Source organism: Paraburkholderia sp. GAS333, assembly GCF_050435665.1.
GTDB classification, from domain to species: domain Bacteria; phylum Pseudomonadota; class Gammaproteobacteria; order Burkholderiales; family Burkholderiaceae; genus Paraburkholderia; species Paraburkholderia fungorum_A.
On the sequence record NZ_JBNDKS010000001.1, the window covers coordinates 1,722,728 to 1,749,202 of the forward strand.

At 61.2% G+C, this 26,475-nt stretch carries 18 protein-coding genes and 2 tRNA genes; 8 read left to right on the forward strand and 12 right to left on the reverse strand.

The features are described 5' to 3' along the window. Positions 1–31: 31 nt before the first annotated feature. The 5 genes from ABH945_RS07735 to ABH945_RS07755 form a co-directional block, all read right to left on the reverse strand. Positions 32–1,039, reverse strand: coding sequence for a Gfo/Idh/MocA family protein (locus ABH945_RS07735; protein ID WP_429250380.1), 1,008 nt, complete (start codon positions 1,037–1,039; stop codon positions 32–34). Positions 1,040–1,173: 134 nt separating this feature from the next. Next, positions 1,174–1,893, reverse strand: coding sequence for a FadR/GntR family transcriptional regulator (locus ABH945_RS07740; RefSeq protein ID WP_074763799.1), 720 nt, complete (start codon positions 1,891–1,893; stop codon positions 1,174–1,176). Positions 1,894–2,366: 473 nt separating this feature from the next. Next, complete coding sequence (locus ABH945_RS07745) at positions 2,367–3,965, reverse strand: mannose-1-phosphate guanylyltransferase/mannose-6-phosphate isomerase (protein WP_429250186.1); 1,599 nt, start codon at positions 3,963–3,965, stop codon at positions 2,367–2,369. Positions 3,966–4,579: 614 nt separating this feature from the next. Next, positions 4,580–5,113, reverse strand: a complete 534-nt coding sequence (locus ABH945_RS07750; protein WP_074763797.1) for a GNAT family N-acetyltransferase — start codon at positions 5,111–5,113, stop codon at positions 4,580–4,582. Positions 5,114–6,728: 1,615 nt separating this feature from the next. Continuing rightward, complete coding sequence (locus tag ABH945_RS07755) at positions 6,729–6,923, reverse strand: hypothetical protein (protein ID WP_429250187.1); 195 nt, start codon at positions 6,921–6,923, stop codon at positions 6,729–6,731. A 275-nt stretch (positions 6,924–7,198) separates the two neighbouring features. Here ABH945_RS07755 and ABH945_RS07760 point away from each other — a divergent pair, with 275 nt between their 5' ends. The 3 genes from ABH945_RS07760 to ABH945_RS07770 are packed head-to-tail and all read left to right on the forward strand — an operon-like array spanning position 7,199 to position 10,397. Then, a complete protein-coding gene (locus tag ABH945_RS07760; protein WP_074763796.1) occupies positions 7,199–7,933 on the forward strand; it encodes a Crp/Fnr family transcriptional regulator in 735 nt (244 codons plus the stop codon). Positions 7,934–7,968: 35 nt separating this feature from the next. Then, complete coding sequence (locus tag ABH945_RS07765) at positions 7,969–9,354, forward strand: undecaprenyl-phosphate glucose phosphotransferase (RefSeq protein ID WP_074763795.1); 1,386 nt, start codon at positions 7,969–7,971, stop codon at positions 9,352–9,354. A 2-nt stretch (positions 9,355–9,356) separates the two neighbouring features. Then, a complete protein-coding gene (locus tag ABH945_RS07770) occupies positions 9,357–10,397 on the forward strand; it encodes a glycosyltransferase family 2 protein (protein WP_429250188.1) in 1,041 nt (346 codons plus the stop codon). Positions 10,398–10,649: 252 nt separating this feature from the next. On the opposite strand, the gene ABH945_RS07775 is transcribed toward ABH945_RS07770, so the two are convergent. The 5 genes from ABH945_RS07775 to rnr form a co-directional block, all read right to left on the reverse strand. Then, the gene (locus tag ABH945_RS07775; RefSeq protein ID WP_074763794.1) at positions 10,650–11,072 is read right to left on the reverse strand and encodes a helix-turn-helix domain-containing protein; all 423 of its coding nucleotides are present in this window, start codon (positions 11,070–11,072) and stop codon (positions 10,650–10,652) included. Between the two features lie 525 nt (positions 11,073–11,597). Beyond that, entirely contained in the window at positions 11,598–12,815 is a 1,218-nt protein-coding gene (locus ABH945_RS07780; RefSeq protein WP_429250189.1) for a glycosyltransferase family 4 protein, read from the reverse strand. A gap of 541 nt (positions 12,816–13,356) precedes the next feature. Further along, positions 13,357–14,052 (reverse strand): ribose-5-phosphate isomerase RpiA, encoded by a 696-nt coding sequence (gene rpiA / locus ABH945_RS07785; RefSeq protein WP_074763792.1) that lies wholly within the window; start codon positions 14,050–14,052, stop codon positions 13,357–13,359. A 64-nt stretch (positions 14,053–14,116) separates the two neighbouring features. Beyond that, the gene (gene rlmB / locus ABH945_RS07790; protein ID WP_074763791.1) at positions 14,117–14,860 is read right to left on the reverse strand and encodes a 23S rRNA (guanosine(2251)-2'-O)-methyltransferase RlmB; all 744 of its coding nucleotides are present in this window, start codon (positions 14,858–14,860) and stop codon (positions 14,117–14,119) included. Positions 14,861–15,078: 218 nt separating this feature from the next. Continuing rightward, on the reverse strand, positions 15,079–17,598 hold the full coding sequence (gene rnr / locus ABH945_RS07795; RefSeq protein WP_074763790.1) for a ribonuclease R: 2,520 nt from the start codon (positions 17,596–17,598) through the stop codon (positions 15,079–15,081). A 317-nt stretch (positions 17,599–17,915) separates the two neighbouring features. On the opposite strand from rnr, the gene ABH945_RS07800 reads away from it, so the two are divergent. Both ABH945_RS07800 and ABH945_RS07805 read left to right on the forward strand, forming a co-directional pair. Then, positions 17,916–18,002: transfer RNA gene (locus ABH945_RS07800), tRNA-Leu, on the forward strand. A gap of 230 nt (positions 18,003–18,232) precedes the next feature. Then, positions 18,233–18,319: transfer RNA gene (locus tag ABH945_RS07805), tRNA-Leu, on the forward strand. A 260-nt stretch (positions 18,320–18,579) separates the two neighbouring features. Here ABH945_RS07805 and ABH945_RS07810 read toward each other — a convergent pair. Continuing rightward, the gene (locus ABH945_RS07810) at positions 18,580–19,911 is read right to left on the reverse strand and encodes a chloride channel protein (RefSeq protein WP_429250190.1); all 1,332 of its coding nucleotides are present in this window, start codon (positions 19,909–19,911) and stop codon (positions 18,580–18,582) included. Positions 19,912–20,145: 234 nt separating this feature from the next. Beyond that, complete coding sequence (locus ABH945_RS07815) at positions 20,146–20,532, reverse strand: MAPEG family protein (protein WP_074763788.1); 387 nt, start codon at positions 20,530–20,532, stop codon at positions 20,146–20,148. A 421-nt stretch (positions 20,533–20,953) separates the two neighbouring features. Between ABH945_RS07815 and ABH945_RS07820 the strand changes: the two genes are divergently transcribed. From ABH945_RS07820 to ABH945_RS07830, 3 genes are all read left to right on the forward strand, one after another. Further along, positions 20,954–22,174, forward strand: coding sequence for an MFS transporter (locus ABH945_RS07820; protein WP_074763787.1), 1,221 nt, complete (start codon positions 20,954–20,956; stop codon positions 22,172–22,174). Positions 22,175–22,547: 373 nt separating this feature from the next. After that, positions 22,548–23,420, forward strand: coding sequence for a TetR/AcrR family transcriptional regulator (locus ABH945_RS07825; RefSeq protein WP_429250191.1), 873 nt, complete (start codon positions 22,548–22,550; stop codon positions 23,418–23,420). Positions 23,421–23,946: 526 nt separating this feature from the next. Then, the gene (locus ABH945_RS07830; protein WP_429250192.1) at positions 23,947–26,445 is read left to right on the forward strand and encodes an acyl-CoA dehydrogenase; all 2,499 of its coding nucleotides are present in this window, start codon (positions 23,947–23,949) and stop codon (positions 26,443–26,445) included. The last annotated feature ends 30 nt before the right edge of the window (positions 26,446–26,475 follow it).

The following is a 26,475-nucleotide window of genomic DNA, read 5'->3' on the forward strand; positions in this document are numbered from 1 at the left end:
AGCGCACGCAGGCGCGACAACGCAGCGCCGCTCACTCCCCCGCGAACCTGAGTCCGAGCGCCGCACGCGCCGCATCCGCCATCGCGATCATCTGCAACGACTTGCTATGCGGCATGACCGGGCTTTCCACCTCTCCCGCGCGAATCAGCTCGCAGAAGTGCGCCGTTTCGTAGTTGAGGCCGCCGCCTTCGAACGGCTCGTCGAGTTCGACCGTGCGTCCGTCCTTATAACGGATCGTCGCGCGTGACGGATTCCACCACGGCTCGTGAATCGTCACGTGGCCGTCCGTCGCCATTAACAGTGCGTCGCCCTTGCCGTGCAGATCGAGTCCGCAGAAAAGCTGCGCGATGCCCCGCTCATGCTGACTGTTCAAACTCGCGAACGTGTCGACACCGGTCGCGCCGAGCCGTCCGAGCGTCTGCACGTCAAGTGGTGCGCCGAGCCAGTCCACCGCGAGGAACATTTCGTAGACGCCGATATCGAGCAGCGCGCCGCCCGCATGCTCGAACGACAACGAAGGATGATCGTCCGGCACGCCCGGCACCGAACAACCGGCGCGCACGAGTCCGACCTCGCCGATCGGCTGGTCGGTCAGATGCTGGTGCAACTTTCTGTAGAGCGGATAAAACGGCGGCTTCATCGCTTCCATGAAGAGCCGCTGCGATGCGCGCGCAGCGTCGAGCACGCGCTCGAGTTGCGGCTGGTTGATGGTGGCGGGTTTCTCGCACAACACGTGCAAACCGGCCTGCAACGCGGCGATGGCGTACGCGGCGTGACTGTCCTGGACGGTGGCGATATAAAGCGCGTCGATGCCGCTGGCGAGCAGCGCGTCGAAATCGGCGCAGACCTCGCAGGCCTCGCCGCCAAACTCCTCGGCGAACGCTTTGGCCGGTTCCGCGCGACGCGACCACAGCGCGGTGATCCGCGCGTGCGGCACATGAGCGAGGCCTTGTGCAAAGCGCCGGGCAATCCGGCCCGTGCCGACGATCCCCCAGCGGATCACGCGATCCGACGGGTTTTCCTGCGGTGCGATTGTCATCGTGTCTTCGAGTCCATGCAGTTCAGAACAGGCGCTATTGTCGCGCATGCCGCACGCCGCTGCGTGGACATAGGCTCACGCCGTCCTTCCTGCCTGGTCTCGCCAACCGCACACCGTCGCGGTAAAGGCGCCGCTCAACCGTGCGCGGGCGGCTCCGCGGAAAACGTGCCGCCCACCTCTTCCGCCGTGTAGTCGATCATTGCAAGCGACGCGATTTCGGCTTCCTTCGGATCGCGCCGTTCGATCGCTTCGACCACACGCCGATGCGAATTCACCGCGGTTTCCCACATGCCGTCCTTATCGGTGACGATCGGATTGGTGGTCGACAACGCGCCGCGAATGATTGCCGCCATCTGCTTGAAAAACTGATTGCCGCTCGCCACGACGATGCGCGTATGGAACAGCTCATCGGCTTCCTGATAGCCGGCGTCGCCCGGGCGGATCGCGCGGAACGCCTCAAACGCGTCGCGAATCGCCGCGATATCCGCCGCGCTGCCGCGGGCTGCCGCCTGGGCCGACGCGCGCGGTTCGATCAGGATGCGAAACTCGATCACGTCGCGCAGGAACAACGGATCGGGCTTGGCGCGAAAACGCCAGTTCACAACGTCCTCGTCGATCATGCGCCAGTCGCTCATGGGCCGGATGCGCGTGCCGATCTTCGGCCGCACGTCGAGCATGTCGCGCGCGAGCAGCATCGACAGCGCCTCGCGCATGACGGTGCGGCTGACATCGAACTCCTTCGACAACACATCCTGCGGTGGCAGTATGGCGCCGTACTTCTCTTCGACGATCCCGGTGACCAAGCCATCCATCACCTTGCTCACCAACGATCGATCTTTATTTGCCTGTTCCATGACACTCTCCCCGAAGCGGTGTTTCCCCCGCGTAGCCTGTTGATGAAACGGCCCTTGCGTGTCGTTTTCTTATGCGTGATGCGTTCTTCTACGATACGTTGCTAGCTTCAAAACGGATGCGCCAGTGGGAAACGACCTGACAGGGTTATCCCTCTGGAGAATTGTTTCTTCTGTGTAACGCCGCATGTCCTGATGGGCCATAAGCTTGCGTCTCAAGCGTGCCTGCGTTCCAAAATTTGCATTGTGCGAATACGCACGTAGCGACACGAATTGTCTGATCCGTGTCGCTCTCGTCGTGGTGGGCCGGGGAAAAAACGAAGAGGAAGATTCGCGCGAAGTCATCGTGACTCACGATTGTGGAAGCGCCCTCAAGGTTGCCGGACCGAAGTCCATTTCCGTTGAGGGCGCAAGAAACGTTGGGCCTGGGTGGTGTGTCGACTTACAGTGTCGACTTGCAGCGTCAACCCGCGACTTCAGTGTGCCGCGCTGTTGCCCACGTCGCCGCCTGGCTGGTCGCCACGCCCATACTGATCGTCGAAGCGCACGATGTCGTCCTCGCCGAGGTAGGTGCCCGACTGCACCTCGATCAATTCCAGCGGCGTCTTGCCGGGGTTTTCGAGCCGGTGCGTGACGCCGAGCGGAATGAACGCCGATTGATTCTCCGACAGCAGGAACTGCTCTTCACCGCGCGTGACGAGCGCCGTGCCGCGCACGACGATCCAGTGCTCGGCGCGATGATGATGCATCTGCAACGAAAGACGTCCGCCCGGCTTGACGACGATCCGCTTCACCTGGAAGCGCTCTCCGTGTTCGAGCGAATCGTAATAACCCCACGGCCGCGAGACCTTGCGTTGTTCCTGTGCTTCGGCACTGCGCTGCGCCCGCAGACGGCCGACGATCGCCTTGACGTCCTGCACACGGTCCTTGGCAGCGACCAGCACTGCATCGGCGGTCTCGACCACCACCACGCCCTTCACGCCCACACACGCGACCAGCCGTCCCTCCGAATGCGCGAAGCTGCCGGACGATCCGGTGAACACCACGCGGCCTCGCGCGACGTTGCCGTCGGCGTCCTTGGTCGAGGCGTCCCATACGGAGTCCCACGCGCCCACATCCGACCATCCGGCGACGAGCGGTACCGCGACACCGACGAGGCGCGCGTCGGCGCCGATGCGCTCCATCACTGCATAGTCGATCGAATCGGACGGGCACGCGGCGAATGGATCGCGTGCAAGGTGCACTGAACCGTCGCCGTCCACCGTGGCGTGCTCGAACGCTTGCGCACATGTCGCCGCGATTACCGGGCGGCACAACTCGATCGCCGCCAGCCACACGGACGCGCGCACCACGAACATGCCGCTATTCCACCAGTACTCGCCGGACGCGACATAACGCTCGGCAAGTTCCGCATCGGGCTTCTCGACGAACCGTTCGATGGTTCGCGCACCGTGCGCGCCCAGCTCCGTACCCGTGCGGATATAGCCATACCCCGTTGCCGCGCGATGCGGCGGCACGCCGAGCGTGACGATCGCGCCGCGCGCCGCGTGCACCTGCGCCTCGGCGAGCGCCGCACCGAAGGCCGCGTGATCGACGATCAGATGATCCGACGGCAACGCGACGATGAGCGGGTCGTCGCCCTCCGCCGCCGACGCCCGCGCCGCCAGCGCCGCAATCGTCAACGCGGGCGCGGTGTTGCGCGCCGCCGGTTCGAGCACCATCCGCGCGGAACGTCCGCACTTCTCGAGGCAGTCGAGCGTTTGCAGGCGCAGGTCCTCGCAGCACACGATCAGCGGCGTGTTCATCGCGATCGATGCAGGCGCGGCACCAGGCGCCGCCGCACTGTGCGCCGCCACCACGAACGCGGCATCGAGACGACGCAAGGTCGCCTGGAGCAGCGTTTCATCGCCCATCAGATCGATCAGCTGTTTCGGATTGCGTTCACGCGACAGCGGCCACAACCGCGAACTCGCGCCACCGGCGAGAATCGCCGGCTGCACGGATAAACGCGTCGGCGTTTCGTTGATGCCCGCGCCCGAAGCGGGCGGATTGCCTCGTTCCACGATGCGATTCATGAGTGAGTCCCTGTTCAATCTGGTCTGATCTTGTCGTATGGGTGAAGCGAGCGATGCGCGTGCGCCACCCTCCAATCCGCGAAGGTCGGTCAAGGCGGCAAACGGCAAACGATTGGTGAGCGATGGATTGAACCACCTGGCGTCGCTGTCTCCCATCCTGGCGGCGATGTACTCGCCTTTGTGACAGCCGGACGCCACACCGCTTCATCAGCCGGCCTGTGTCAGGTTGTCCGCGCTGTTCTGGCAGCGTCGCTGGACAAACACAATGCAGTAGTGTTGGAGGATTCGTCGTTGCCCGCTACGTGCCGCCGTCCCGATCCTGGTCGATGCCGCGCATGAAAATGGCGCGACGATGTATCGATGATCGGGGCTTGCCGGCTACACAAACGGTTGACGAAATCTGCGAAGCGCCGCATTGGCGGCGTCAGGGAAAAATGGCCCGCAGACGAGGCCGAATCAGCGGGTCGCAATCGAACACGCAACCCGCTTGCCTGGGTGTATCTGGATCAATCCCAGGGAACGTGCAGAACAACTACCACGATGACATGCGCAGCGAATCACGTGATTCTCCGGCCTGGCTGAAAACAATCAGTACCGCCAATCTGTACACACGCTCACAGCAGTTCGAACGTATTCACGAGCGACGCCCCTTCGCGCGCCCGTCGCAACGCGGCAAATCGCGGCTGACTGCTGCGCACCTGACGCGTGAGTCCGATGAACGGCACGCCATGCTCGAGGTACGGCCCTTCCGTCTTACGAAAACCGAATTGCTCGTAGAACGTGCGCAAACCGAGCGGCGCGCTGACACGCGCGGCATGTCCGGGCCAACGCTGAGCGATGGCCTCAAGCACACGTTCGACCAGCAACTCGGCAGTGCCGTCGCCGCGCCGCAGCGGACTCGTCAACACTTTGTCGATGGTGATTTCGGGATCTTCGGCGTCGCCGGGCTGCACACGTGCGTACGCGAGAATCGGCATGGGACGCGCCATGTCCTCAACCGCGAACACGTGCAGCGCGTTTTCATCGCGACCATCCGCGTCTAGGCACACATGCGATTGTTCGACCACGAACACCGCACTGCGCGCCCGCAAAATCAGATACAGCTCGCGCGCCGAAAGCTGATCGAATTCCAGCGTTTTCCAGTTCATCGCATTCCCCAGCGGTCAATTAGTTCAGCACGGCGGACAGACCCACGCCAACCTCGATGGCCTGGCTCAACATGCCGGCCGTTGTGATGGCTACACGGTACGTCCTGTGACGCGCGTATTTCCGTGCGCTTTCGCACTGATGCTGGAGTTTGATAAATCGCGCGTGTGATTTATCGAGGGAAGTTTCATTTCCACGATCGATAACCGCAGCGTGTTTGTTATAAAACGCCGCTATTTGAAGGGCTTTTCGTGATTTATATAAAACGCTTCCGTTGCTCGCGGAGAGAATACGTCGATTCGATGGCTGCCATTATCGGCGAGGGTCCATCTGAAGATTGCGTTGCGGCTTTTGTTCGACGGACGCTCATAGCCGCCAACATTGGCGATAAAACGCTATACATTTTTCGTAGCTGCAAGTGGTGCATTTTGCGAGTGCCAATGTGCAGACTATTCGCTTTGATTGCTCTTATCGTTGGCGTGCGCCAAGTCAAGTTGATCGAACCTCACGAATCACTTCGAAAATGCGGAAGCGGTCGTTTCATTCCCGCTACATTTTGCGTATCGGCATGCGTTCGCAGCGCGCGGTGGGACCTTGAATTGCAGCGAGTTTATTCGTACGTCAAATGGCTCGATGCATGGACACCGAACTACGCGCAACAGGAATAGCGCGTCATCAAAGCTATTCACCAACCCTAAGAACTCAGCCCACTTCATATCCTCTGACATTGCGATTCGATGGCAAACGCGCGACGTCTCAATCTGTGGGTTTTCAGCCGTCTTTTCCCGCATCGAAATCGATGACGACACGCACACCGAGTGAGTTCGAACCTCACGTTTATGACGTGGCTATGTCGAGATCCATCATCGTCGAAACCCTGTTGAATCACGTGCTCACGCGATTACCCCGCCCTGCGACGAGCGTACTTCGCACGACCGGCATCAGGGTGTTCTAGTCCGATACATTTTCTGCGCGGAGCCTTCTTCGGCACACACTCTGAAGCAACACTTCCCGATGGCGAATTTCGACTATGAGCAAGTTACCGATCCGTTCACGCCGGCAACCAGGCGCGTCACGATCTTGCAAGCGCACATGGATGGCGAGCGCGATACCTGCCCACGTCAGGCCCCTTCTGCTGCGTGAGATACGCACCTATCTCCGCGAGACGCGACGTTCACCATGCTGCGCCCGCATATTCGAGTGAGAACCCAGGTCCGCTATGCAACTCTCGATACGTATGGCCGTTTTCGACTACCAGCGGCCTCAACTGATATTTCGGGGTAAGCACGGCTCAACTGTGCCTGCGGGGATTGATCTGATGGCAAACGCCCAACTTCTCACAAACGAATCGTTGCACGCACATCGACTCCAACATTTAAATGCTAATAAAACAGACGCGGTATGACGAATAAACTACCGACCGCCGCTGCCTTATCCGCCACTATTCGGGGCCGCCGTCCGCTTCGACCTACCCGCATAGTCAACGCAGGCCTCAACTCGCATCACAACGGTCAAACTGTCTGGTCTGCAGAATCACTGTTGGATTCGACGCGACGCTTTCCTCTGCAAAAACAGGTTCGGTACGGCATCGCACAGAGGGGGTTGAACACATCTGAATCATTTCCGGCACATCCCGGACATCGCTTGAAAAGGGGCTTTGAAGGCATCATGCAACGCTCCCGCAAGCCCCTGAAGACCCCGTCCAGCAGTGGCAAAGCCAATCCCGTCAAGGACTTGAGCCGGATAAAAATGGCCCGCGAAACGCGGACTGTTCAAACGGTCGTTGTACAGATATGAAACAAAAAGCGTCATTTCGCTTCTCGCGGAGCCCGGCCCTGGTTCGCTGCGCCGCACCAGTGCTCGTTTTCCCTGCCGTTGGCACACTCCTCGCTAATACCCAAGCGCAACGCAGCGTCACCGCAAGCCGGATCCTCAAAACAAGCGGCGGCGCACCAAGGCCAATACGGGGCCGGTCCTGTTCATCATTTAGCTGCTCGCCAGGCAGCGTGCTGTTATCAGCGGATGCAGGCATCGGATCAAAAAATCAGAAAGTCACGCACACCGCGACTTTCACGCGAGGACCGATCATGTTGACACTTCAATCAGATCTGCACGGTAACCATTTGCTCGGCGCTTTGCCGTCTCATGAATGGCAAGCGCTAGCTCCTCATCTCGAACTGGTTCATCTGCGCACCGAGCAATTGCTGTGCGACTCCGGCCAACGAATTCACCACGTCTATTTCCCGACTACCGCCATTATCTCGATGCTGTCGACGATGGAAGACGGCAGCTCGGTGGAAATCGCCGCCGTCGGCCGTGAAGGCATGACGGGCGTACCCGTACTCACCGGCGGCGAAACCATGCCGAACCGCGTTCAGGTGCAATGCGCCGGTTTCGCGTACCGGATGAGCGCACAGGCGCTCAAGCAGCAATTCGGCCGCTCCGACTTCCTGCGCCGCCTGATGCTGCTGTACATGCACGCTCTCCTCACCCAGGTCGCACAAACGGCTGCGTGCAATCGCCACCACGCGCTGAACAAGCAGCTGTGCCGCTGGCTGCTGATCGAAGTGGATCGCGTCGCATCGAACGATCTGACCGTGACCCAGCAACTGATCGCCGACATGCTCGGCGTGCGCCGCGAAGGCATTACCGAAGCCGCCGGCAAGCTGCACGACGAAGGCCTGATTCACCATAGCCGCGGCCATATCAAGGTACTCGACCGCAAGGGCCTCGAAGCGCGCGCATGCGAATGCTATGGCCTCGTCAAGCGCGAATTCGACCGCCTGCTGCCGCGTCTGCGTCAGGCTGAAACCGTCGAATAAGCACAGGTCCGTCCGACTACTGGGTAAAGTCAGCTATGTTCAGGAATACTGCGCGATGCCTCGACGCACTCTTCGTGATTGCGGGAGGCCTGATCGCTCACTGGATGCGTTTTTCGACGCCCATCGCGTTGTCGGATACCGAGCGACTTCTGATTGCGTTTAACTGCGTGCTCGTGTTGCTGCTGTTTCCGGGCTTCGGCGTCTATGACACATGGCGCGGCAAAGCGCTCGCCCCGATGCTGGCGCGCGTCGCCGCTGCATGGATGGTGGTGGTCGCTACCGCGTTGGTGCTGGCGTTCACGCTGCATCGAATGGATGCCGTGTCGCGGCTGTGGTTCGGCTACTCCACGCTGATCTCCGGTGCATTGATCGTCGCCGCGAAGTGCGTCGTCCATGTGGCGCTGCGCAGCGTCCGTCGACGCGGGATGAATTCGCGCACCGTCGCGATTGTTGGCGCGCCGGGATTTTCGCGCACGCTGCTCGCGCATCTCGAACATGCGCCGCAAGCCGGCTTCAAACCGGTGTGCGTGTTCGACACCAGTATCGAAGGCGCAGCCAGTTACGGTCCGCGTCTGAACCGGTTGCCTGTGCTGACCGATCTCGATGCATTCGCGAACAAGATACGCAACGAACGCGTGAACGAAGTGTGGCTCGCGCTGCCACTATCGGAAGAACATACGATTTACCGCTTCACTCGCACCTTCCGGCACGACTTCGTGAATCTGCGCTTTATCCCCGATATTCGCAGCCTCTCGCTGTTCAATCACACGGTGGTCGACGTGGTCGGTTTGCCGACGCTGAACCTCAGCGCGACGCCGTTCTCGCCGCCGCAAATGTGGCCGAAGCTGATGTTCGACCGCCTGTTCGCGGCGTTCGCGCTGCTTGCGCTCGCGCCCGTGTTCATCGTGCTGGCTATCGGTATCAAACTCACGTCGCCGGGACCCGTGTTTTTCCGGCAGACACGCAAAGGCGTGGACGGCCAGCCGTTCGGCATCTACAAATTCCGCTCGATGAGCGTGCATCACGAAGCACACGGCCAGATCACGCAGGCCACGCGCAACGATTCGCGCGTGACGAAACTCGGCGCCTTCATGCGACGCACCAGTCTCGACGAACTGCCGCAGTTTCTGAACGTGCTGCTCGGGCAGATGTCGGTGGTTGGTCCGCGTCCGCATGCAGTCGAACACGACGACCTCTATAAAGACCAGGTGTACGGCTACATGTACCGCTACCGGATCAAGCCAGGCATCACCGGCTGGGCCCAGGTGAACGGCTATCGTGGCGCCACCACCAAGGTCGAAAAAATGGAAGCGCGCGTCAAGTTCGACCTCTTCTACATTCACAACTGGTCGTTCTGGTTCGATATGAAGATTGTGTTCATTACGATCTTCAAAGGGTTTATTGGACGCAACGCGTTCTGACCATGCCGCTACGGGAGCCGGGCGTGAGAGTCTCCGTGATCGTGCCCACGTGGCGGCGCACCGTCGATCTCGCGCAATGTCTCGCAGCGCTCGACGCGCAGCAGCGCCGCGCGGACGAAGTGATCGTGGTCGCGCGCCATGACGATTACGCGACGCTCGACTGGTTGCGCACGCGCGAAGCCAACCGCCCCGATCCGCGCCGTTGCGTCGTGCTCGTACGCCAACCGGGCGTAGTGGCCGCGTACAACCTCGGCATCGAAAGCGCGAGCGGCGACGTGCTCTGCTTTACCGATGACGACACCGCCGCGCATCCGGACTGGATTGCACGAATCGCCCGCGCGTTCGAATGTGTGCCGGAACTGGGCGGTCTCGGCGGCCGCGACGTCGCGCATCGACGCAACGGTAGCGCGCCTGCACAGCCGCCGCAGGTCGGTCTCGTCAACTGGTATGGGCGCGTGACCGGCAATCATCATCCCAGTGACGGCGAAGCCCGCGCGGTTCAAGTGCTCGACGGCGCGAACATGGCGTTCCGGCGCGAAGCGATCGGCGCGCTGCGTTTCGACCGACGCTTGCGCGGCACCGGCGCCGAGGCTCACCGCGAAATGGCCTTCAGTCTCGACGTGCAGCGGCGCGGCTGGACCTTGATCTACGACCCGTCGCTGCTGGTCGACCACTTCGGCACCCGCCCCGGCCGCGACGATTCACACCCCGCTTCGCCATTCGACGACACGGCGTTCTATCACGCGTCGTTCAATCGGCGGCTCATCATGTGCGAATACCTGACGCCTGCGGGACGGCGAGCTTTTGCCGCCTATTGCGCGTTGATCGGCGAACGTGCGGAGCCCGGGTTGCTGCGCGCGTTGCTGCAGGTTTTCGCGCCCGGCGGCGTCGCGCTTGCGCTGCGCAAATGGCATTTGAGTTTGCATGCGATGCGTGCCGCGAAACAGGAAGCAGCGCGCATCGGCACGGCTGGCCGCGTGCGTCGACAATGGCGCGACGCACGCGGCGCGGGTAGCGAACCGTTTCCGTCGAGACGACCATGAGGTCCGCACCGGACATCGACCGCGTTTAGCTTAGGTAACAAGGGCCGCGCCAAGCCAAAGCGCGGCCCTTTTTTATCGCCCCGTCGATCTTTCAACGAATGCAGCGAACGGACAAAAACGCCGACGCCGGCAGCTGAAACACAAGCCGCCGGCGTCGGACGAATAGAACGAGTCGTTGAAATGCGTGAGCCATGACGGTCAGCACAGCGCGAGGCACGCGCGGTACATCTCGCACCTCGCACCGCGCGCTGTCTACAGAAACGCGCTGACGTCGGTATGAAAACGCTGCGCCAGCGCCTTCGCCACCTTCTTGCTGATGGCGCGCCGCCCTGCAAGGATGTCGCTCACCACGGTGGGCGATGCGATACCTATCAGGTCCTTCTGCTTGAGCCCGTGCGTTTCCAGCAGGTGCCGGAGCACTTCGCGCGGCTCCCCCTTTGGAATCGTCACGTGCTGTATTTCCCAACTTTCGACCAGATCCGACACGATCGCGAACAGATCGGCGAGCGGATCCTCTGCGTTGCCTTTCAGATGATCGGACAACGAGTTGGCGACCCGCACCATCTGCTGATAATCCTCTTCTGAACGAATCGGTTTGATCGGCAGCTCGGCTTGCAGCGTGGCCCAGGTTTGAGCGATGTCGGGAAAGTCTCCCGGAAGGCGATCGGCATTCATGAGTTTAAATTCTTCCTCGTCCAAAGGTCGTACTCCGCATGCGTCACCAGGTGACGAACGAATAACGACTGCCTGTTGTAGTAATCGCCGCGACTATCCGGTACCGGTTGCCGCCTACGCCAACACGGTGCAGGCGGTAAGGAATCCACGCAAGCGAACGTCTGCTTCAGGTCGTTATAGCCATACGCGAGGCAAGCCTGCGCCAGTGAATACGACGTCAATGGCGCAATGCACGCACCCGGATGTCTCTTTATGAAGTCCAGCAACGCTTTCTTTGAAATAACCCGCTGCGTATTTGCCCGCGTGTAATCGCGCATCGACAATGCATGACTACCTGAGAGACCAGACAAAGCGGATCGACATCGATAGCCAGCCGGACAGCGAGTCCGGGCGGCTGTTTTACAACCGTGCTTTACAACCCACTACGCAACCCACTGCGGTAAGACAAAACCCGTTTATTCGCGCAAAGCGACGTTCCTGATACGAGGCGGCCGACACCGCGCCAACCCGGCTTGCCGATCCGCTTCAGCGTCCCCAATCGCTTTTCGGCGACGCCTCGCGTGGCCACGCGACGTCCGCAGTCGCCCGATCGCGTTCAGCCGTCTCCACACTGGCAACCTGCTGAGGCCAGCCGGCCGCGGCGATCGTGCGCGTGACTTCCGCCATGAACGCGCGCCGGAACACCGCCGCCGAAAACCGTTCGGCGTTCGCCCGGCAGGCCGCCGGCGTAATGCGCTCGCGCAGCCGTTCGAAGCGCTCGATCGCGCCGAGCATCGACTCGACGGTTTGCCGTGCGAAATAGACGCCAGTCGCAAGCGGCTCGCCAACCGGCACCACCGTTTCGAGCGCCCCGCCCTTGCCGAACGCGATCACCGGCGTACCGCACGCCTGGGCTTCGAGCGGGACGATGCCGAAGTCTTCTTCGGCGGCGAACACGAAGGCCCGCGCGCGCTGCAAATAATCCTTGAGCACCGCAAACGGCTGATAACCGAGCACCGTCACATTCGGACCCGCTCGCGCGCGGAGCGCCGCACTCTGCGGGCCGTCGCCGATCACCACCAGCTTGCGGTGCGGCGTCGCGTTGAATGCATCCACGATCAGATCGATACGCTTGTAAGACACCATCCGCGACGCGGTCAGATAAAAGTCGTCCTTCTGCGCGCGCACTTCGAACCTGTGTAAATCGACGGGCGGCGGAATCACCGCCGCATCGCGCCGGTACGTCTTCATGACGCGACGGGCGATAAAATGCGAATTCGTAATCAGCCGATCGACGCTATTCGCGGATCGCGCATCCCAGCCGCGCATATGGTGCAGCCACGCACGCGCCGCCCACGACTTCGGCCCACGCGTCAGATTCCTTTCACGCAAAGTCTGGTGTTGCAGATCCCACGCACAGCGCAGCGGCGAATGCACGTAACTCACATGAATTTGATTCTGGCCGACCACGACACCCTTCGCGACCGCAGAAGAACTCGTGATAACAAGGTCGTACTCCGACAGATCGAACTGCCTGATCGCGCGCGGCATCAGCGGCAGATACGCGCCGAGGCGAGTTCGTGCAAACGGCAACTGCTGGATAAACGATGTCGTGACCGCCCTGCCGCCGAGCATCGCGCGGTCTTCGAGGAAATCGACGAGACTGAAAAGATCGGCGTCGGGAAAGCACTCGATAATCTGCTCGAGCACTTTCTCTGCTCCTCCTGGCGCCACGAGCCAGTCGTGCACGATCGCCACTTTCATGAACTCTCCCGCCTGTCGAAGAATGCCTTTGGGCCTTGGCATAGCAACGAGTGTATGTGCCGCATTAGTTGCCGTGCGTGCGGGTGCCCACATTCGACAAGCGACAGTGCGCGAATAATCGGCCTTCGTGGGGTTCCTGCGCCAAAGCCTTTCGCTTCATTACGGCGCGTTACAAGATGCGCTGTTTCAGGCACTTTTCTTGTGCTTGAGCGCACTTGAACTCGCGGGTTCGAACGGTCGGGATCGGGCGAGTGATCAAGTCGGGGTTAAAGAATCCGTGCGACGTGGCAAGACGCGTTTGACGGCGCGTTTGACAGCAGGTTTGACGATTGCAGTTGGACGGGAAGCGGCGCGGTAAATCTGACGATTACGGCCCGATTGGACAATGCGCTCGTCACATTGCGTGACGATCGTCTGCGGAAAGACTTTTCACCGCATGAATGTATGCAGCGGATAACACAGTCGACTAATGCGAACCGCGCATCCGCTGCCTGCACGAACCCGCGTGCGCGGGCTCATGCAAAACTTGAAAACGAGCCGCTCAGCCCTTGCTGTACTCGATCGTTTCGACGCCGGTATCCGTGCCGAGCAGGCACAGATTCGCGCCGCGGCCGGCGAACAGCCCGACCGTCACCACGCCCGGCCATGCGTTGACATGCATTTCCAGCGTGCGCGGATCGCTGATACGCAGACCCTTGACGTCGATGATTTCGTTGCCGTTATCGGTAATGAACGGCACGCCTTCCTTCGTCACGCGAACGACCGGTACGCCACCGAGCGCCGTCACGCGACGACCGATTGCGGTACGCGCCATCGGCACCACTTCGATCGGCAACGGGAAGTTGCCTAGCGTGTCGACCAGTTTGCTCGCATCGGCGATGCAGACGAACACGTCCGACACCGACGCGACAATCTTCTCGCGCGTCAGCGCGCCGCCGCCGCCCTTGATCATCGCGCCGCTGTGGTCGATTTCGTCCGCGCCGTCGACGTACACCGGCAGCGAGTCGATTTCGTTCAGATCGAGCACCTTGAAGCCGTGCGATTGCAGGCGCGCGGTGGTGGCGAGCGAGCTCGACACTGCGCCGCGATAGCGCGACTTGTTGGCGGCCAGCGCGTCGATAAAACAGTTCGCGGTGGAGCCGGTGCCGACGCCTACGATCGCGCCTTCGGGCACGTTGGCGTTCACGTAGTCGGCGGCGGCCTGGCCGACCAGTTGCTTGAGTTCGTCTTGAGTCATGGGAAAGGCTTGGCGTGCAGTAAAAACGGCTAGTTTACCGGAGTCGAGCGCGCGTGCCGGTGGATTACTTCTTCACCGAACGCTGACGAACAGCTTCAAACAGGCACACGCCGGACGCCACCGACACGTTCAGGCTCTCGACCGTACCCGCCATCGGAATCTGCATCACCACGTCGCAGGTATCGCGCGTCAGACGGCGCATGCCTTCGCCTTCCGCGCCCATCACCAGCGCCACCGGACCGTCCAGCTCCGTCTCGTACAGGCTCTTGGACGCCTCGCCAGCCGTGCCGACGACCCACACCCCCGCGTCCTTCAACTCGCGCAGCGCGCGCGCCAGATTCGTGACGGTGATGTACGGCACGGTATCCGCCGCGCCGCTCGCGACCTTCGCCGCCGTCGCATTCAGACCCACCGCGCGATCGCGCGGCGCGATCACCGCGTGCGCGCCGGCCGCATCGGCCACGCGCAGGCAGGCGCCGAGATTGTGCGGATCGGTCACGCCGTCGAGCACGAGGATCAGCGGCGAACCGGTGATGCCGTCGAGCAACTCGGCCAGATTCTGCGCGAGCGGCATGTCGCCCGCACGCGCCACCACGCCCTGGTGACGCTCGGTGTGCGAGAGGCCCCACAGACGCGTTTCGTCGGCGGCGATCAGACGCACGCCGGCTTCTTTCGCGGCATGCAGGAATTCGGTCATCCGACGGTCCTTGCGTGTCGCGTCGTAATAAACCTCTTCAACCGTCGATGCATCGTGCCGCATACGTGCGGTCACTGCGTGGAAACCGTATAAAACCTTGAGACGTGACATGACTGAACAACCTTTGATTGAACGCGCTCAACGCGCGCTGCTGTGATGAATACGAGCTTGAGTACGTGAATGGAGTGCTGTGTCTGCAAGCTCACTTGCCTGCGTGCGCCGTGTACCAGACTGCATTGACTGCAATATGCCTGCGATAAAACGCAGACCGCGCGCAACCGGTACGCGTGAACGTACCCGATGCGCGCGGTTCGACCGATGAAGCCGCTTCAGCGCTTCTTGCGTGCCTGCGGTTTCGCTGCCGATTTGGCCACGGCGCCATGCTTCTTCGCCGCACCGCGCGCGACGCGAGCTTCCTTGACCGCGACCGATTGCGCCGGAGCCGCCTTCTTGCGACGCGCGCCCGGTGCAGCCGAACCACCCGCGCCACCCGCGCCACCGTCTACCGGAGGCAACGAGCGCACGCGCGCACTGCCGCCGTCACTCGCGCCCTTGTCGGCCAATGCGCCACGTGCAGCAGGCGGCTTGATCGGCGTATCGCGTACAAGACGGAAGTCGATCTTGCGTGCGTCCAGATCGACGCGGCTCACCTGCACCCGCACCCGATCCGACAGACGATAACGAATGCCCGTACGCTCGCCGCGCAATTCGTTCTTGATCTCGTCGTACTGGAAGTAGTCCGAGCCGAGTTCCGTGACGTGCACGAGGCCTTCGATAAACAGCGAGTCGAGCTGCACGAAAATGCCGAACGACGTGACGCCGCTCACCATGCCGCCGTACTCTTCGCCGAGCTTGTCGCGCATGAAATAGCACTTCAGCCAGGCCTCGACGTCACGCGATGCTTCGTCTGCGCGGCGTTCGTTGGCCGAGCAATGCAAGCCGAGTTCTTCCCAGATCGCGACGTTCTTCGCGCGCTGAAGGCCGCGCTTTTCTTCGTCGGACTGCTGCATCGCGCGGGCACGCGGCGACAGCGCCGTGTTCAGTTCGACGCCTTGCGGCGGCTCGGGCTGATACTTGCGGCCTTGCAGGATCGCGTAGATCGCACGGTGCGTGAGCAGATCGGGATAACGGCGGATCGGGCTCGTGAAGTGCGCGTACGCTTCATACGCGAGACCGAAGTGACCGATGTTGTCCGGGCTGTAAACCGCCTGCTGCATCGAGCGCAGCAGCATGGTTTGCAGCATCTGCGCGTCGGGCCGTTCGCGGATTTGCGCCATCAGCGCGGCGTAGTCGCTGGCGTGCGGCTTGTCGCCGCCTTGCAGCGTCAGCCCCATGCCGCGCAGGAACGTACGCAGATTTTCGAGCTTCTCCGCCGTCGGCCCCGCGTGCACGCGGAACAGGCCAGGATGCTTGTTGCGTTTGAGGAAGTCGGCTGCGCAGACGTTCGCGGCCAGCATGCACTCCTCGATCAGCTTGTGCGCGTCGTTGCGGGTGCGCGGCACGATCTGCTCGATCTTGCCCTGCGCATTGCAGACGATATACGTCTCGGTCGTGTCGAAGTCGATCGCGCCGCGCTTCTGACGCGCTGCGAACAGCGACTTGTACACGCCATACAGATTCTGCAATTGCGGCAGCAATGCGGCGCGACGTGTGGCCTCCGGTCCCTTGGTGTTCTTCAACACCGCGGCGACTTCGGTATAGGTCAGACGCGCGGCCGAATGCATCACGCCGGGATAGAACTGATACGCCTTCACTTCGCCACGCGCGGTGACGATCATGTCGCACACCAGCACACAACGGTCGACGTTCGGGTTCAGCGAGCACAGACCGTTCGACAGCTTCTCCGGCAGCATCGGAATCACGCGGCGCGGGAAATACACCGACGTGCTGCGTTCGATCGCGTCGGCGTCGAGTCCGCTCTTCGGATGCACGTAGTGCGATACGTCGGCAATCGCGACGATCAGGCGGAAGCCTTCGCCGCGACCGACCTGGACCGGCTCGCAATACACTGCATCGTCGAAGTCGCGTGCGTCTTCGCCGTCGATCGTGACAAGCGGCACGTCACGCAGATCGATACGATGACGCGCGTCGACCGGACGCACTTCGTCGGGCAGCTTCGCGGCTTCGTCGAGCGCGGCCTGGCCGAACTCGTGCGGCACGCCGTACTTGCGCACCGCGATTTCGATTTCCATGCCGGGGTCGTCGATATCGCCGAGCACTTCGACCACGCGGCCAAGCGGCTGCGAATGACGACTCGGGAAATCGGTGAGTTCGACCACCACCACCTGGCCGACCTTGGCCTTCTTGGTGTTTTGCGCGATCAGGATGTCGTGGCCGATGCGCTTGTCTTCGGGCGCGACGATCAGCGCGCCGTTCTCGTTGAGCAGGCGGCCGATCACGCGTTTGTTCGCGCGATCCGTGACCTCGACGATATGCCCTTCCGGACGGCCACGCCGGTCATAGCCGACGATGCGCGCGAGCACGCGGTCGTTATGCATGACCTTCTGCATCTCGCCGGTGGGCAGGAACAGATCGTCCTGGCCGTCGTCGCGAATCAGGAAGCCGTAGCCGTCGCGATGACCTTGCACGCGGCCCGCGACAAAGTTCGACGGATGCGTGAGTTGATAGAGATTGCGCTGATCGAGCCGGATCTGGCCGTCGCGCTCCATGGCGCCGAGGCGCTTGAAAAATCCCTCGCGCTCCTGACGCTTGATCGACAAGGCTTCAGCGATGTCGTTCGCGGCAAGCGGCGCTTCACTCGTGCGCAGCACGCCCAGGATTTCTTCGCGGCTTGGGATCGGATAAGGAAATTTGCTCAAGGGCTTGTCGATGATTTTTTCTCGTTGCATGGACGTCGGTCGGCGATGTGGCTCGGCTTGGGAAGCGTTTGCGTTGTGCTTCAGTTGCGCTTGAAATGCACCTGCAAATGCACAGAAAAAAACTGCTCGGGTCCGGCTCGTTCAAGGCTGAGTCGACGCTCGTATGTGCACCGTGCCAACGAACTACTGCGAGGCATTCTAACACCCGTCTTGCGCGCCAAGCGGGCCGTCAATAGTCGCTGCGAGGGGCATTGGGCCTCGTCGGCGGGATGTTCAAGCAAGTTTGGAGAAACGCTTGACAGGTCCGAATCTGTCGCTATAATGGCGGTCTTTGCTGTTCATCACCTGCCCAGGTGGCGAAATTGGTAGACGCACTAGGTTCAGGTCCTAGCGGTGGCAACACTGTGGAGGTTCGAGTCCTCTCTTGGGCACCAGATTCAAAATTAGAGCCGCCTCCGGGCGGCTCTAATTTTTGTGAGAACCTACGTTGTCCGGTTCACGCTTTTAGTGTGATCGGTTGGCGTAGTGAGCAGGACGGTAGTTGAGTAGTGAAGCATCGCTTCGTTGCACAATTCACCGAGCGGTTGATAAAGCGAAGTTTGTCTGAAGTAGGGATTGACAAGCTGAATCAACCCGCTAAAATAGCGGTCTAGCTTGAAGACGTGCCCAGGTGGCGGAATTGGTAGACGCACTAGGTTCAGGTCCTAGCGGTGGCAACACCGTGGAGGTTCGAGTCCTCTCCTGGGCACCACGCCTCTTCAAGCAAAAACGAAACACCCCGTTGAGCCTTCGTGCTTCGCGGGGTTTTTTGTTTCTATCGACAGATTTTGTGCTGGCTCGATTCACTTGCCAGTTAGCAGATTGATATAGCGTCAGCTCCGCTTCCGATTGCGTCGCGCCTTTCGCTCCCGCTCGATATCTTCTCTTGCGACGACATCGCATCAAGCTAAAGCCATCGACATCGAGCCGATTGCAATGTCGCCACCATGTCGCCACCAAGCGCAAGCAAATTTAACGCGCCTTGTCCGCCCCACTCCAGTTGAAACCCAAAGCCGATTGCAGCTTCGGCACCCATTTCACGCAAGCCTGAAACGCGAGCAACGAGCCGCCCACCGCAAACAGCACAGGAATCAGAAAGTCCTGGCCCACGCGCGTAAATTCGAACATGAGCACCACCGCCGTGATCGGCATCTGCATCGATGCGGCGAGAAATGCCGTTGCGCCGATCACCGCGAATCCGCCTGACGACGCACCCGGCCAGACCAGACTCCACGCGCCGCCAAGTACGATCGCGAGCAAAGCGCCGTTTGCGAGACCCGGCGTCAGCAAGCCGCCCTCCGCGCCCGCTCGCAAACTGCTGGCTGTTATCACCACCTTCAGCACCAGCAACATCGCGGCAAGACCGATCGTCAAGCCGCCGTCGAATGCGAGGCCCGCAGGACCTTTGCCATTGCCGAGCAATTGCGGAAAATGCATCGCCAGTACGCCGATGATCGCAAAGTTCAACACCGACAACACGGGCAAGCGCCAGTCCTTCGGTGCGGCAGCGCGCGAACGCTTCGTCAGCTCGGTAAAGCCCCACGCGGCCACGCCGAAAATTGGGCCGCAGACGAGCGACCACACGATCAACGACGCATTCACTGCCAACACCGGCACCAGGTATTGATGCTCGTCGCCGAGTCCGAGTTGCGCGACCAGTGCCGCGATCGCCGAGGTCACGATGGCCGGCATCAACGCACGCACACCGAACGTGCCCAGCAACACTTCGAGCACGAACACCGCGCCGCCGAGCGGCACGTTATAGACCGCAGCGAGACCCGCGCCGGCGCCGCACGCCACCATGATCCGGCTTTGCGCCACCGACAACCCCGCGCGTCTCGACAGCCATCCGGCGAGCGCCGAGCCGATCTCACGCGGCGCAACTTCGCGGCCCAGCGGAGAACCGAGCGCCACGGTGACGATCTGCAGCAGCGCGTGAATCGTCGTGCTCAGCAACGGCATCTGCGGATCGTCGGATTTGACGGCCTGACGAATACTCACGAGCGGTCGTCCGTAGCGATACAGCGCCCACCAGCCGAGGCCCGCGACGAGTCCGCAAATCGTCAGCACGACTACGCGGCGTTCGGGCGACGCACCGCTTACGCCTTGCAGGAAACTCTCAGCGCTGATCAGGTGCGTTGCGCTGTAACCGTAAGCGAAATGCTGGATACCGTGCAGCAGCAACGCGAGCCCCATACCACCGAGACCGGCGCCAATTCCTGTGAGCAGCGTCACCAGCGCGACCACCAGAAACGGGCTGTGCTCGCGGCGGACCGGATACGAAGTGATTGATTTGACTGACATATTGCGTCGACAGAGGCATATAACGAGATAGCGAACATGGTATGTCGCGACGCAGCATGAATCAAATTGATTTTTCAGTTCGACTCATGCAAGTAACGCATATATGCGCCAGATAGCTTTTTACATCCGTAGAAGCTCGCCCGACGCGAGAACTTACCGCCGGCGACACACGCTCAATTTTCCTCGGTGGGCACGCCAACAGTTCACGCGCAGGGCGAACCCACCGCGTTTCAATCACACGCTCGTCGAACCCGCCGACACAAAGAACATCGACACCACACACGCCACGCCGACAAACCACACCAGCGAGCGCAGCGAAGCCAGGTTCATCACGTACAACACGCCATGCAGCACACGCGTGACGACAAACGTGATCGCCAGCACATTGATCCATGTCGGCGAACCGCCCGCCTGCCCTGCTACGACAATCGCCGCCGTGAACATCGCCAGCGCCTCCCATGCGTTCTGATGTGCCGCATGCGCCCGCGCGCGCCATCCGTCGAGACCGGCCAGATAAGCGCGCGGCGTGCGATTGTCGTAACGCTTGCTCACTTTCGCCAGCATGGTCCACGGAAACGGCAAGAGTGCAACGATGAGCAGGCATAGATGCGGAATTGTCATTATTTAGTCTCCCTTGTTGCGCGGCGTATTTGTCGCGAGCCGCTTTTATACCCGTGCGCTTTGGCGCCCGCCAACCTTAATTCGACGAGCGCAGCCTCTATCGCGCAATCCGTCAGGCGAATTAAAAATCAGTAGAAACCGGCCATGGCATCGCGCGAATACGTAATTTGTACATTACAAAAAACAAACATAAATACAGACACGGTTAATACAATAATTACAATTAACCGACATTATCCATGCATTACGGATTCAGCACGAATTTTGCTCCAGGTATAAATACGGATAAACGCCCGTTCAACCATGCAGGCGTTTAACGGTCGGCGTACACTCGCTCGAAGCCAATGCCACAAGGCGTACGGGGCTAAAGAGATGCTCGTGAAAACACACACGGGTGGTTGGGGACTCAGGAGAACAATCAATGAGCTGGACACGGGAACAGAGAAACGTCACGATCGCCGCCTATCTGGGCTGGACCCTCGACGCATTCGATTTCTTTCTGATGGTATTCGTATTGAAAGATATTGCGGCGGAATTCAATACAACAATCCCGTCAGTCGCTTTCGCGATTATGCTGACCTTGATGATGCGTCCGGTCGGCGCACTGATTTTCGGCTGGCTCGCCGACAAATACGGCCGCCGCCCCACGCTGATGGTCAACATTGCGTGCTTTTCGTTACTCGAATTGCTCTCGGGCCTTTCGCCCAATCTGATGACACTGCTGGTGCTGCGCGCGCTGTTCGGCATTGCGATGGGCGGCGAATGGGGCGTGGGCGGCGCATTGACGATGGAAACCGTGCCGCCCAAATCGCGCGGCATCGTGTCGGGACTGCTGCAGGCGGGTTATCCGAGCGGCTATCTGCTGGCGTCGATCGTGTTCGGGGTGTTCTATCAATACATCGGCTGGCGCGGCATGTTCTTTGTCGGCGTGTTGCCTGCCCTGCTCGTGCTGTATGTGCGTGCACACGTACCGGAATCGCCGGCTTTCAGGACACTCGAAAAGAAGCAGCGCCCGGGTTTGATCGTCACGTTGAAACAGAACATCAAGCTGTCGCTGTACGCGATCGTTCTGATGACCGCGTTCAACTTCTTCTCGCACGGCTCGCAGGATCTGTATCCGACTTTCCTGCGCGTTCAGCATCAGTTCGACGCACACACCGTGTCGTGGATCACGATCACGCTGAACGTCGGCGCGATTATCGGCGGATTGTTCTTCGGCTCGCTGTCGGAAAAGATCGGCCGCAAGCGCGCGATCTTCATCGCCGCATTGATCGCATTGCCGGTGCTGCCGCTGTGGGCGTTCTCAACCACGCCGGTGCTGCTCGCCGCCGGCGCGTTCCTGATGCAGATCTCGGTGCAAGGTGCATGGGGCGTTATTCCAGTACACCTGAATGAAATCTCGCCCGATGAAATTCGCGCGACCTTCCCCGGCCTCGTGTATCAACTCGGCAATCTGATTGCATCGGTGAACGGACCGTTGCAGGCAGGTCTGGCCGAACGCATGGGCAACAACTACGCGTTGGTGATGGCGGTCGTGATCGGCATTGTCGCGGTAGTGATTGCCGTGCTGATTCCGTTCAGCCGCGAGCGTCGCGGCATCGACATGACGCAGTCGGCCAAAGAGGTGGCGGCACAGCTTTAAGCGTTCGAACTAAACAGCTATTGCGCTTGCAAGATATCAGGCACAATAGACGCAAAGGCGGCTAGAACCGCTGCGACGCCAAGCACGCATACGCCACGCGTCCACAGTACGAAGCAGGGCCAAACAGGTAGCAAGACAAGCAATACGAGGCCGTTCCGATTTCCATCGGAACGGCCTTTTTTATTTTCCGCGCGAATTGACGCATCGCGCATCACGGAAGACGACCTGCGTCAGGTCTTCTAGAGGAGTTAGTCGACTGCGACCCCTTGATCGTAAGCACGTTCTTTCCTTATCCTGAAAAAAACAACTGTTTCAAATATCAATTTGAATCGCTTGTTTGCGGGCCGGACGCCCGGCAACTGGGAGACGCAACATGGCAGTTCGCACAACAGGCCGGAATGCCGGCGATACAAAATCACGCATCCTCGACGCCGCCGAAACGCTGTTTATCGAATGCGGTTATGAGGCAATGTCGTTGCGCCAGATTACTTCGCGAGCCGAAGTGAATCTGGCGGCGGTCAACTATCACTTCGGCAGCAAGGAATCGCTGATTCATTCGATGCTGTCGCGTCGTCTCGACCAGCTCAACCAGGAACGGCTCAAGCTGCTCGACCGCTTCGATGCAATGCTCGGCGAGCGCCTGACCTGCGAGCACGTGCTCGGCGCGATGTTCATTCCGGCGCTGCGTCTGTCGCGCGATCCGCGGGTCGGAGGGAAAGCGTTTTTGCGGCTGCTGGGGCGCGCTTATACCGATCCGTCGTCGTTCATCCGCGACTTTTTGAATGGACATTACGCGTCGGTGGCCGTGCGCTTTTTCGATGCGTTCCAGCGTGCGTTGCCGCATCTGCCGCGCGAGGAACTGGGCTGGCGTCTGCACTTTGCAATCGGCGCGCTGTCAGGCGTGCTGGCCGGCACCGATACCGACAGCCTGATCTCCGAGTTTTCGCAGGGCAAGTCGATGAACGACCTGCAACTGATCGCGCGTCTGGCGTCGTTGATGGTCGCGGCTCTCAAGGCGCCGTTGCCGGATAGCTCGCAACTCGCGGCGTTCGCGGCGGTGCTGGGCGATGCAGCCGAGGGCGGCAGCGACTTGCCAGACAGGTCGTCGGAAACACAGGAGCGCGGCGAGCCGGTGGAAACGAAGGAATCGGTGGAATCGGCGGCTGATGTTTCGTCCGGCGGCGAGCGTCATGGCGGCAGCATCGAAGCGGCTTCGTATCAGCATGCGTATCACGGTTCGGCCTGACGCCAACGCGGGTTGCTGCGAACACGATACGGACGGCGCCGTGACGGGCCGTCCAGCGTCAAGCTCGAACGCGCTGCGGCTCATTGCAAACCATCGCAGCCGGCAAGCAGTCCAGCGCATAAAACCGCCCTGCTTCACCGGCAGCACACCGAAGCATCGAAGCTGCAACAAGTACCCGCCAATTAAGTGTCGACCACGCAAACATACGCAACCGGACACCATGAAACCCGCAGTCCCGAGCGGCACGTCTAACTTCCGCACCTGAGCGACGCTCCGTTGTCGAACGATCAGCACGACACGGAACGCGTATCAAACCCGCAGCAAGCGCGAATCGGGAGCGACGCAAAAACGACGCAAGCAACGACGCCATACCGATTCGCAAGCGCATGGCGAAGCAGGCAACCACCTCACCCGCCAGCAACAACAGCAGAAGCAGCAAAAAAGAAGAAAGATAATCGACAGAACGCGAGCCGTCCGCGCCCCCGTGGATGCGTCCGCACGCACCATCGAAACAGGAGGAAACGTCATGCCGTGGTTCATCCTAGTGCTCGTCATCGCCGCCTTTGCGCTCGTCTATGTTCAGGCGCGCGCGTCCTGGTGGCTGGCTTTCATGATCGTCTGGGTGGCGGCTGCGAAGCTCAGCGGAGCGGCCGGCCCGGTGCTGACCACCGTGCTCGCGATCGTGTTTGTTCTCCCTGCTCTCGTGCTTGCCTTGAAGCCGTTGCGCCGCACCTGGCTCACGAAACCGGTGCTCGACATCTTCCGCAAGATCCTGCCGGAGATGTCGCCGACCGAACGCGATGCAATCGAAGCCGGCACCGTCTGGTGGGACGCCGAACTGTTCTCCGGACGCCCGCATTGGGACAAGCTGCTCGGCTACGGCCCCGCCACGCTGACCGCTGAAGAGCAGTCCTTTCTCGATGTCGAATGCGAGCGTCTGTGCGATCTCGCGAACGACTGGGAAACCACGATGGTCTGGCAGGACCTGTCGCCGCAAACCTGGCAGTACATCAAGGAAAGCGGTTTTCTCGGCATGATCATTCCGAAGCAGTACGGCGGCAAGCAGTTCTCCGCGTACGCGCATTCGCAGGTCATCATGAAGCTGGCCACGCGGTGCTCGGCGGCGGCCGTGTCGGTGATGGTGCCGAACTCGCTCGGCCCAGCCGAACTGCTGATGCACTACGGCACCGAGGAACAGAAAAACCACTATCTGCCGCGTCTCGCGCGCGGCGATGAAATCCCCTGCTTCGCGTTGACGAGCCCTTACGCGGGATCCGACGCGGCGGCGATTCCCGACGTCGGCATCGTCTGCAAGGGCATGTTTGAAGGCCGCGAGACGCTCGGCTTTCGCGTCACCTGGGACAAACGCTACATCACGCTCGGCCCGATCGCGACCGTGCTCGGCCTCGCGTTTCGCGCGCTCGATCCCGACCGTCTGCTCGGTGGCGGCGACGAACCCGGCATCACCTGCGCGCTGATTCCGACCGACCACCCCGGCGTGAACATCGGCCGCCGTCACTGGCCGCTGAACGCGGTGTTCCAGAACGGCCCGAACTCAGGCAAGGACGTGTTCATTCCGCTCGACTGGGTGATCGGCGGACGCGCGCAGGTCGGCAACGGCTGGCGCATGTTGATGGAATGCCTCGCAGCAGGCCGTGCGATTTCGCTGCCGTCGTCGAATGTGGGCATGGCGAAGATCGCCGTGCGCGGCACCGGCGCGTATGCCGCGGTCCGGCGGCAATTCCGCACCGCCGTCGGCAAGTTCGAGGGCGTGCAGGAAGCGCTCGGCCGGATGGGCGGCAACCTCTATGTGATGGACGCCGCGCGCCGCCTGTCCGCGCATGCGGTGGATCTCGGCGAAAAACCGTCGGTCATTTCGGCGATCGCGAAGTATCACATCACCGAACGCGCCCGCATGGTCATCAACGACGGCATGGATATCGCCGCCGGCAAGGGCATCTGCATGGGGCCGTCGAACTTCCTCGCGCGTGCGTATCAGCAGGTGCCGATCGCAATCACCGTCGAAGGTGCGAACATCCTGACGCGCTGCCTGATCATCTTTGGCCAGGGCGCGATCCGCTGTCATCCGTATGTGCTGAAGGAAATGGCTGCGACGCGCGAGACCGATCACGCGAAGGCACTGCGCGACTTCGACGACGCCTTCTTCGGCCACGTCAGTTTCACGCTTTCGAATGTTGCGCGCAGTTTCGTTTATGGCTTGACGGGCGGCGCTTTCATCACGAAGCCGGGTGCGGCGTATGCGCCGCTGCACGAGTACTATCGCGCGGCAACCCGTATTTCGACCGCATTCGCGTTGCTCGCCGACGTGTCGATGTTCGTGCTCGGCGGCGATCTGAAACGGCGTGAGCGCATCTCGGGTCGTCTGGGCGATGTGTTGTCGCAGTTGTACCTGATCTCGGCCACGCTCAAGCGTTTCGAGGACGAAGGCCGTCAGGAAGAAGATTTGCCGCTGGTGCGCTGGGGCGTCGAAGATTCGCTGTACAAGGCGCAACAGGCGCTCGACGGCGTGCTCGCGAACTATCCGAACCGCTTCGCCGCCGGTCTTGTGCGGGCGCTCGCGTTCCCGTTCGGCCTGCCGCATCGCGAGCCGTCGGACCGTCTCGGCACCGAGATCGCCGAGTTGATGCAAACGCCGGGCGCGGCGCGCAATCGCCTGGTGTCGGACTCGTACGTGCCGCATCCCGATGTCGATGCGCTCGGTTACGGCGAGCTGGTGTTCGAACTGAACCCGCGCTTCACGCAGATCGACCAGAAGCTGCGTGAAGCGGTCAGGCAAGGGCTGCTCTCGCCGATGCCGCAGAGTATGCCGCAACTCGGCGCATGGACCGACTCGGCGCAGAAAAAAGGCCTGATCGACGCGGACGAGCGGCGCGTGCTCGACGACTACGCGCGTTACGGCGCGCAGGTCGTGAAGGTCGACGATTTCCCCGCCGACTTCGACATGCTCGCGAACCTGCAGAAGCGCAAGGAGACGCTCGAAAAGGCGTTGGAACTGGCCGCGTGAATTCACGCTCAGTGACTGCTGAGTACGTGG

What these genes read in the sequence shown, in the direction of transcription:
- ABH945_RS07735 (WP_429250380.1), bottom strand. Translation starts at nt 1,039, where the DNA reads ATGACAATCGCACCGCAGGAAAACCCGTCGGATCGCGTGATCCGCTGG.
- ABH945_RS07740 (WP_074763799.1), bottom strand. Translation starts at nt 1,893, where the DNA reads ATGGAACAGGCAAATAAAGATCGATCGTTGGTGAGCAAGGTGATGGAT.
- ABH945_RS07745 (WP_429250186.1), bottom strand. Translation starts at nt 3,965, where the DNA reads ATGAATCGCATCGTGGAACGAGGCAATCCGCCCGCTTCGGGCGCGGGC.
- ABH945_RS07750 (WP_074763797.1), bottom strand. Translation starts at nt 5,113, where the DNA reads ATGAACTGGAAAACGCTGGAATTCGATCAGCTTTCGGCGCGCGAGCTG.
- ABH945_RS07755 (WP_429250187.1), bottom strand. Translation starts at nt 6,923, where the DNA reads ATGACGCTTTTTGTTTCATATCTGTACAACGACCGTTTGAACAGTCCG.
- ABH945_RS07760 (WP_074763796.1), top strand. Translation starts at nt 7,199, where the DNA reads ATGTTGACACTTCAATCAGATCTGCACGGTAACCATTTGCTCGGCGCT.
- ABH945_RS07765 (WP_074763795.1), top strand. Translation starts at nt 7,969, where the DNA reads ATGTTCAGGAATACTGCGCGATGCCTCGACGCACTCTTCGTGATTGCG.
- ABH945_RS07770 (WP_429250188.1), top strand. Translation starts at nt 9,357, where the DNA reads ATGCCGCTACGGGAGCCGGGCGTGAGAGTCTCCGTGATCGTGCCCACG.
- ABH945_RS07775 (WP_074763794.1), bottom strand. Translation starts at nt 11,072, where the DNA reads ATGAATGCCGATCGCCTTCCGGGAGACTTTCCCGACATCGCTCAAACC.
- ABH945_RS07780 (WP_429250189.1), bottom strand. Translation starts at nt 12,815, where the DNA reads ATGAAAGTGGCGATCGTGCACGACTGGCTCGTGGCGCCAGGAGGAGCA.
- rpiA (WP_074763792.1), bottom strand. Translation starts at nt 14,052, where the DNA reads ATGACTCAAGACGAACTCAAGCAACTGGTCGGCCAGGCCGCCGCCGAC.
- rlmB (WP_074763791.1), bottom strand. Translation starts at nt 14,860, where the DNA reads ATGTCACGTCTCAAGGTTTTATACGGTTTCCACGCAGTGACCGCACGT.
- rnr (WP_074763790.1), bottom strand. Translation starts at nt 17,598, where the DNA reads ATGCAACGAGAAAAAATCATCGACAAGCCCTTGAGCAAATTTCCTTAT.
- ABH945_RS07810 (WP_429250190.1), bottom strand. Translation starts at nt 19,911, where the DNA reads ATGTCAGTCAAATCAATCACTTCGTATCCGGTCCGCCGCGAGCACAGC.
- ABH945_RS07815 (WP_074763788.1), bottom strand. Translation starts at nt 20,532, where the DNA reads ATGACAATTCCGCATCTATGCCTGCTCATCGTTGCACTCTTGCCGTTT.
- ABH945_RS07820 (WP_074763787.1), top strand. Translation starts at nt 20,954, where the DNA reads ATGAGCTGGACACGGGAACAGAGAAACGTCACGATCGCCGCCTATCTG.
- ABH945_RS07825 (WP_429250191.1), top strand. Translation starts at nt 22,548, where the DNA reads ATGGCAGTTCGCACAACAGGCCGGAATGCCGGCGATACAAAATCACGC.
- ABH945_RS07830 (WP_429250192.1), top strand. Translation starts at nt 23,947, where the DNA reads ATGCCGTGGTTCATCCTAGTGCTCGTCATCGCCGCCTTTGCGCTCGTC.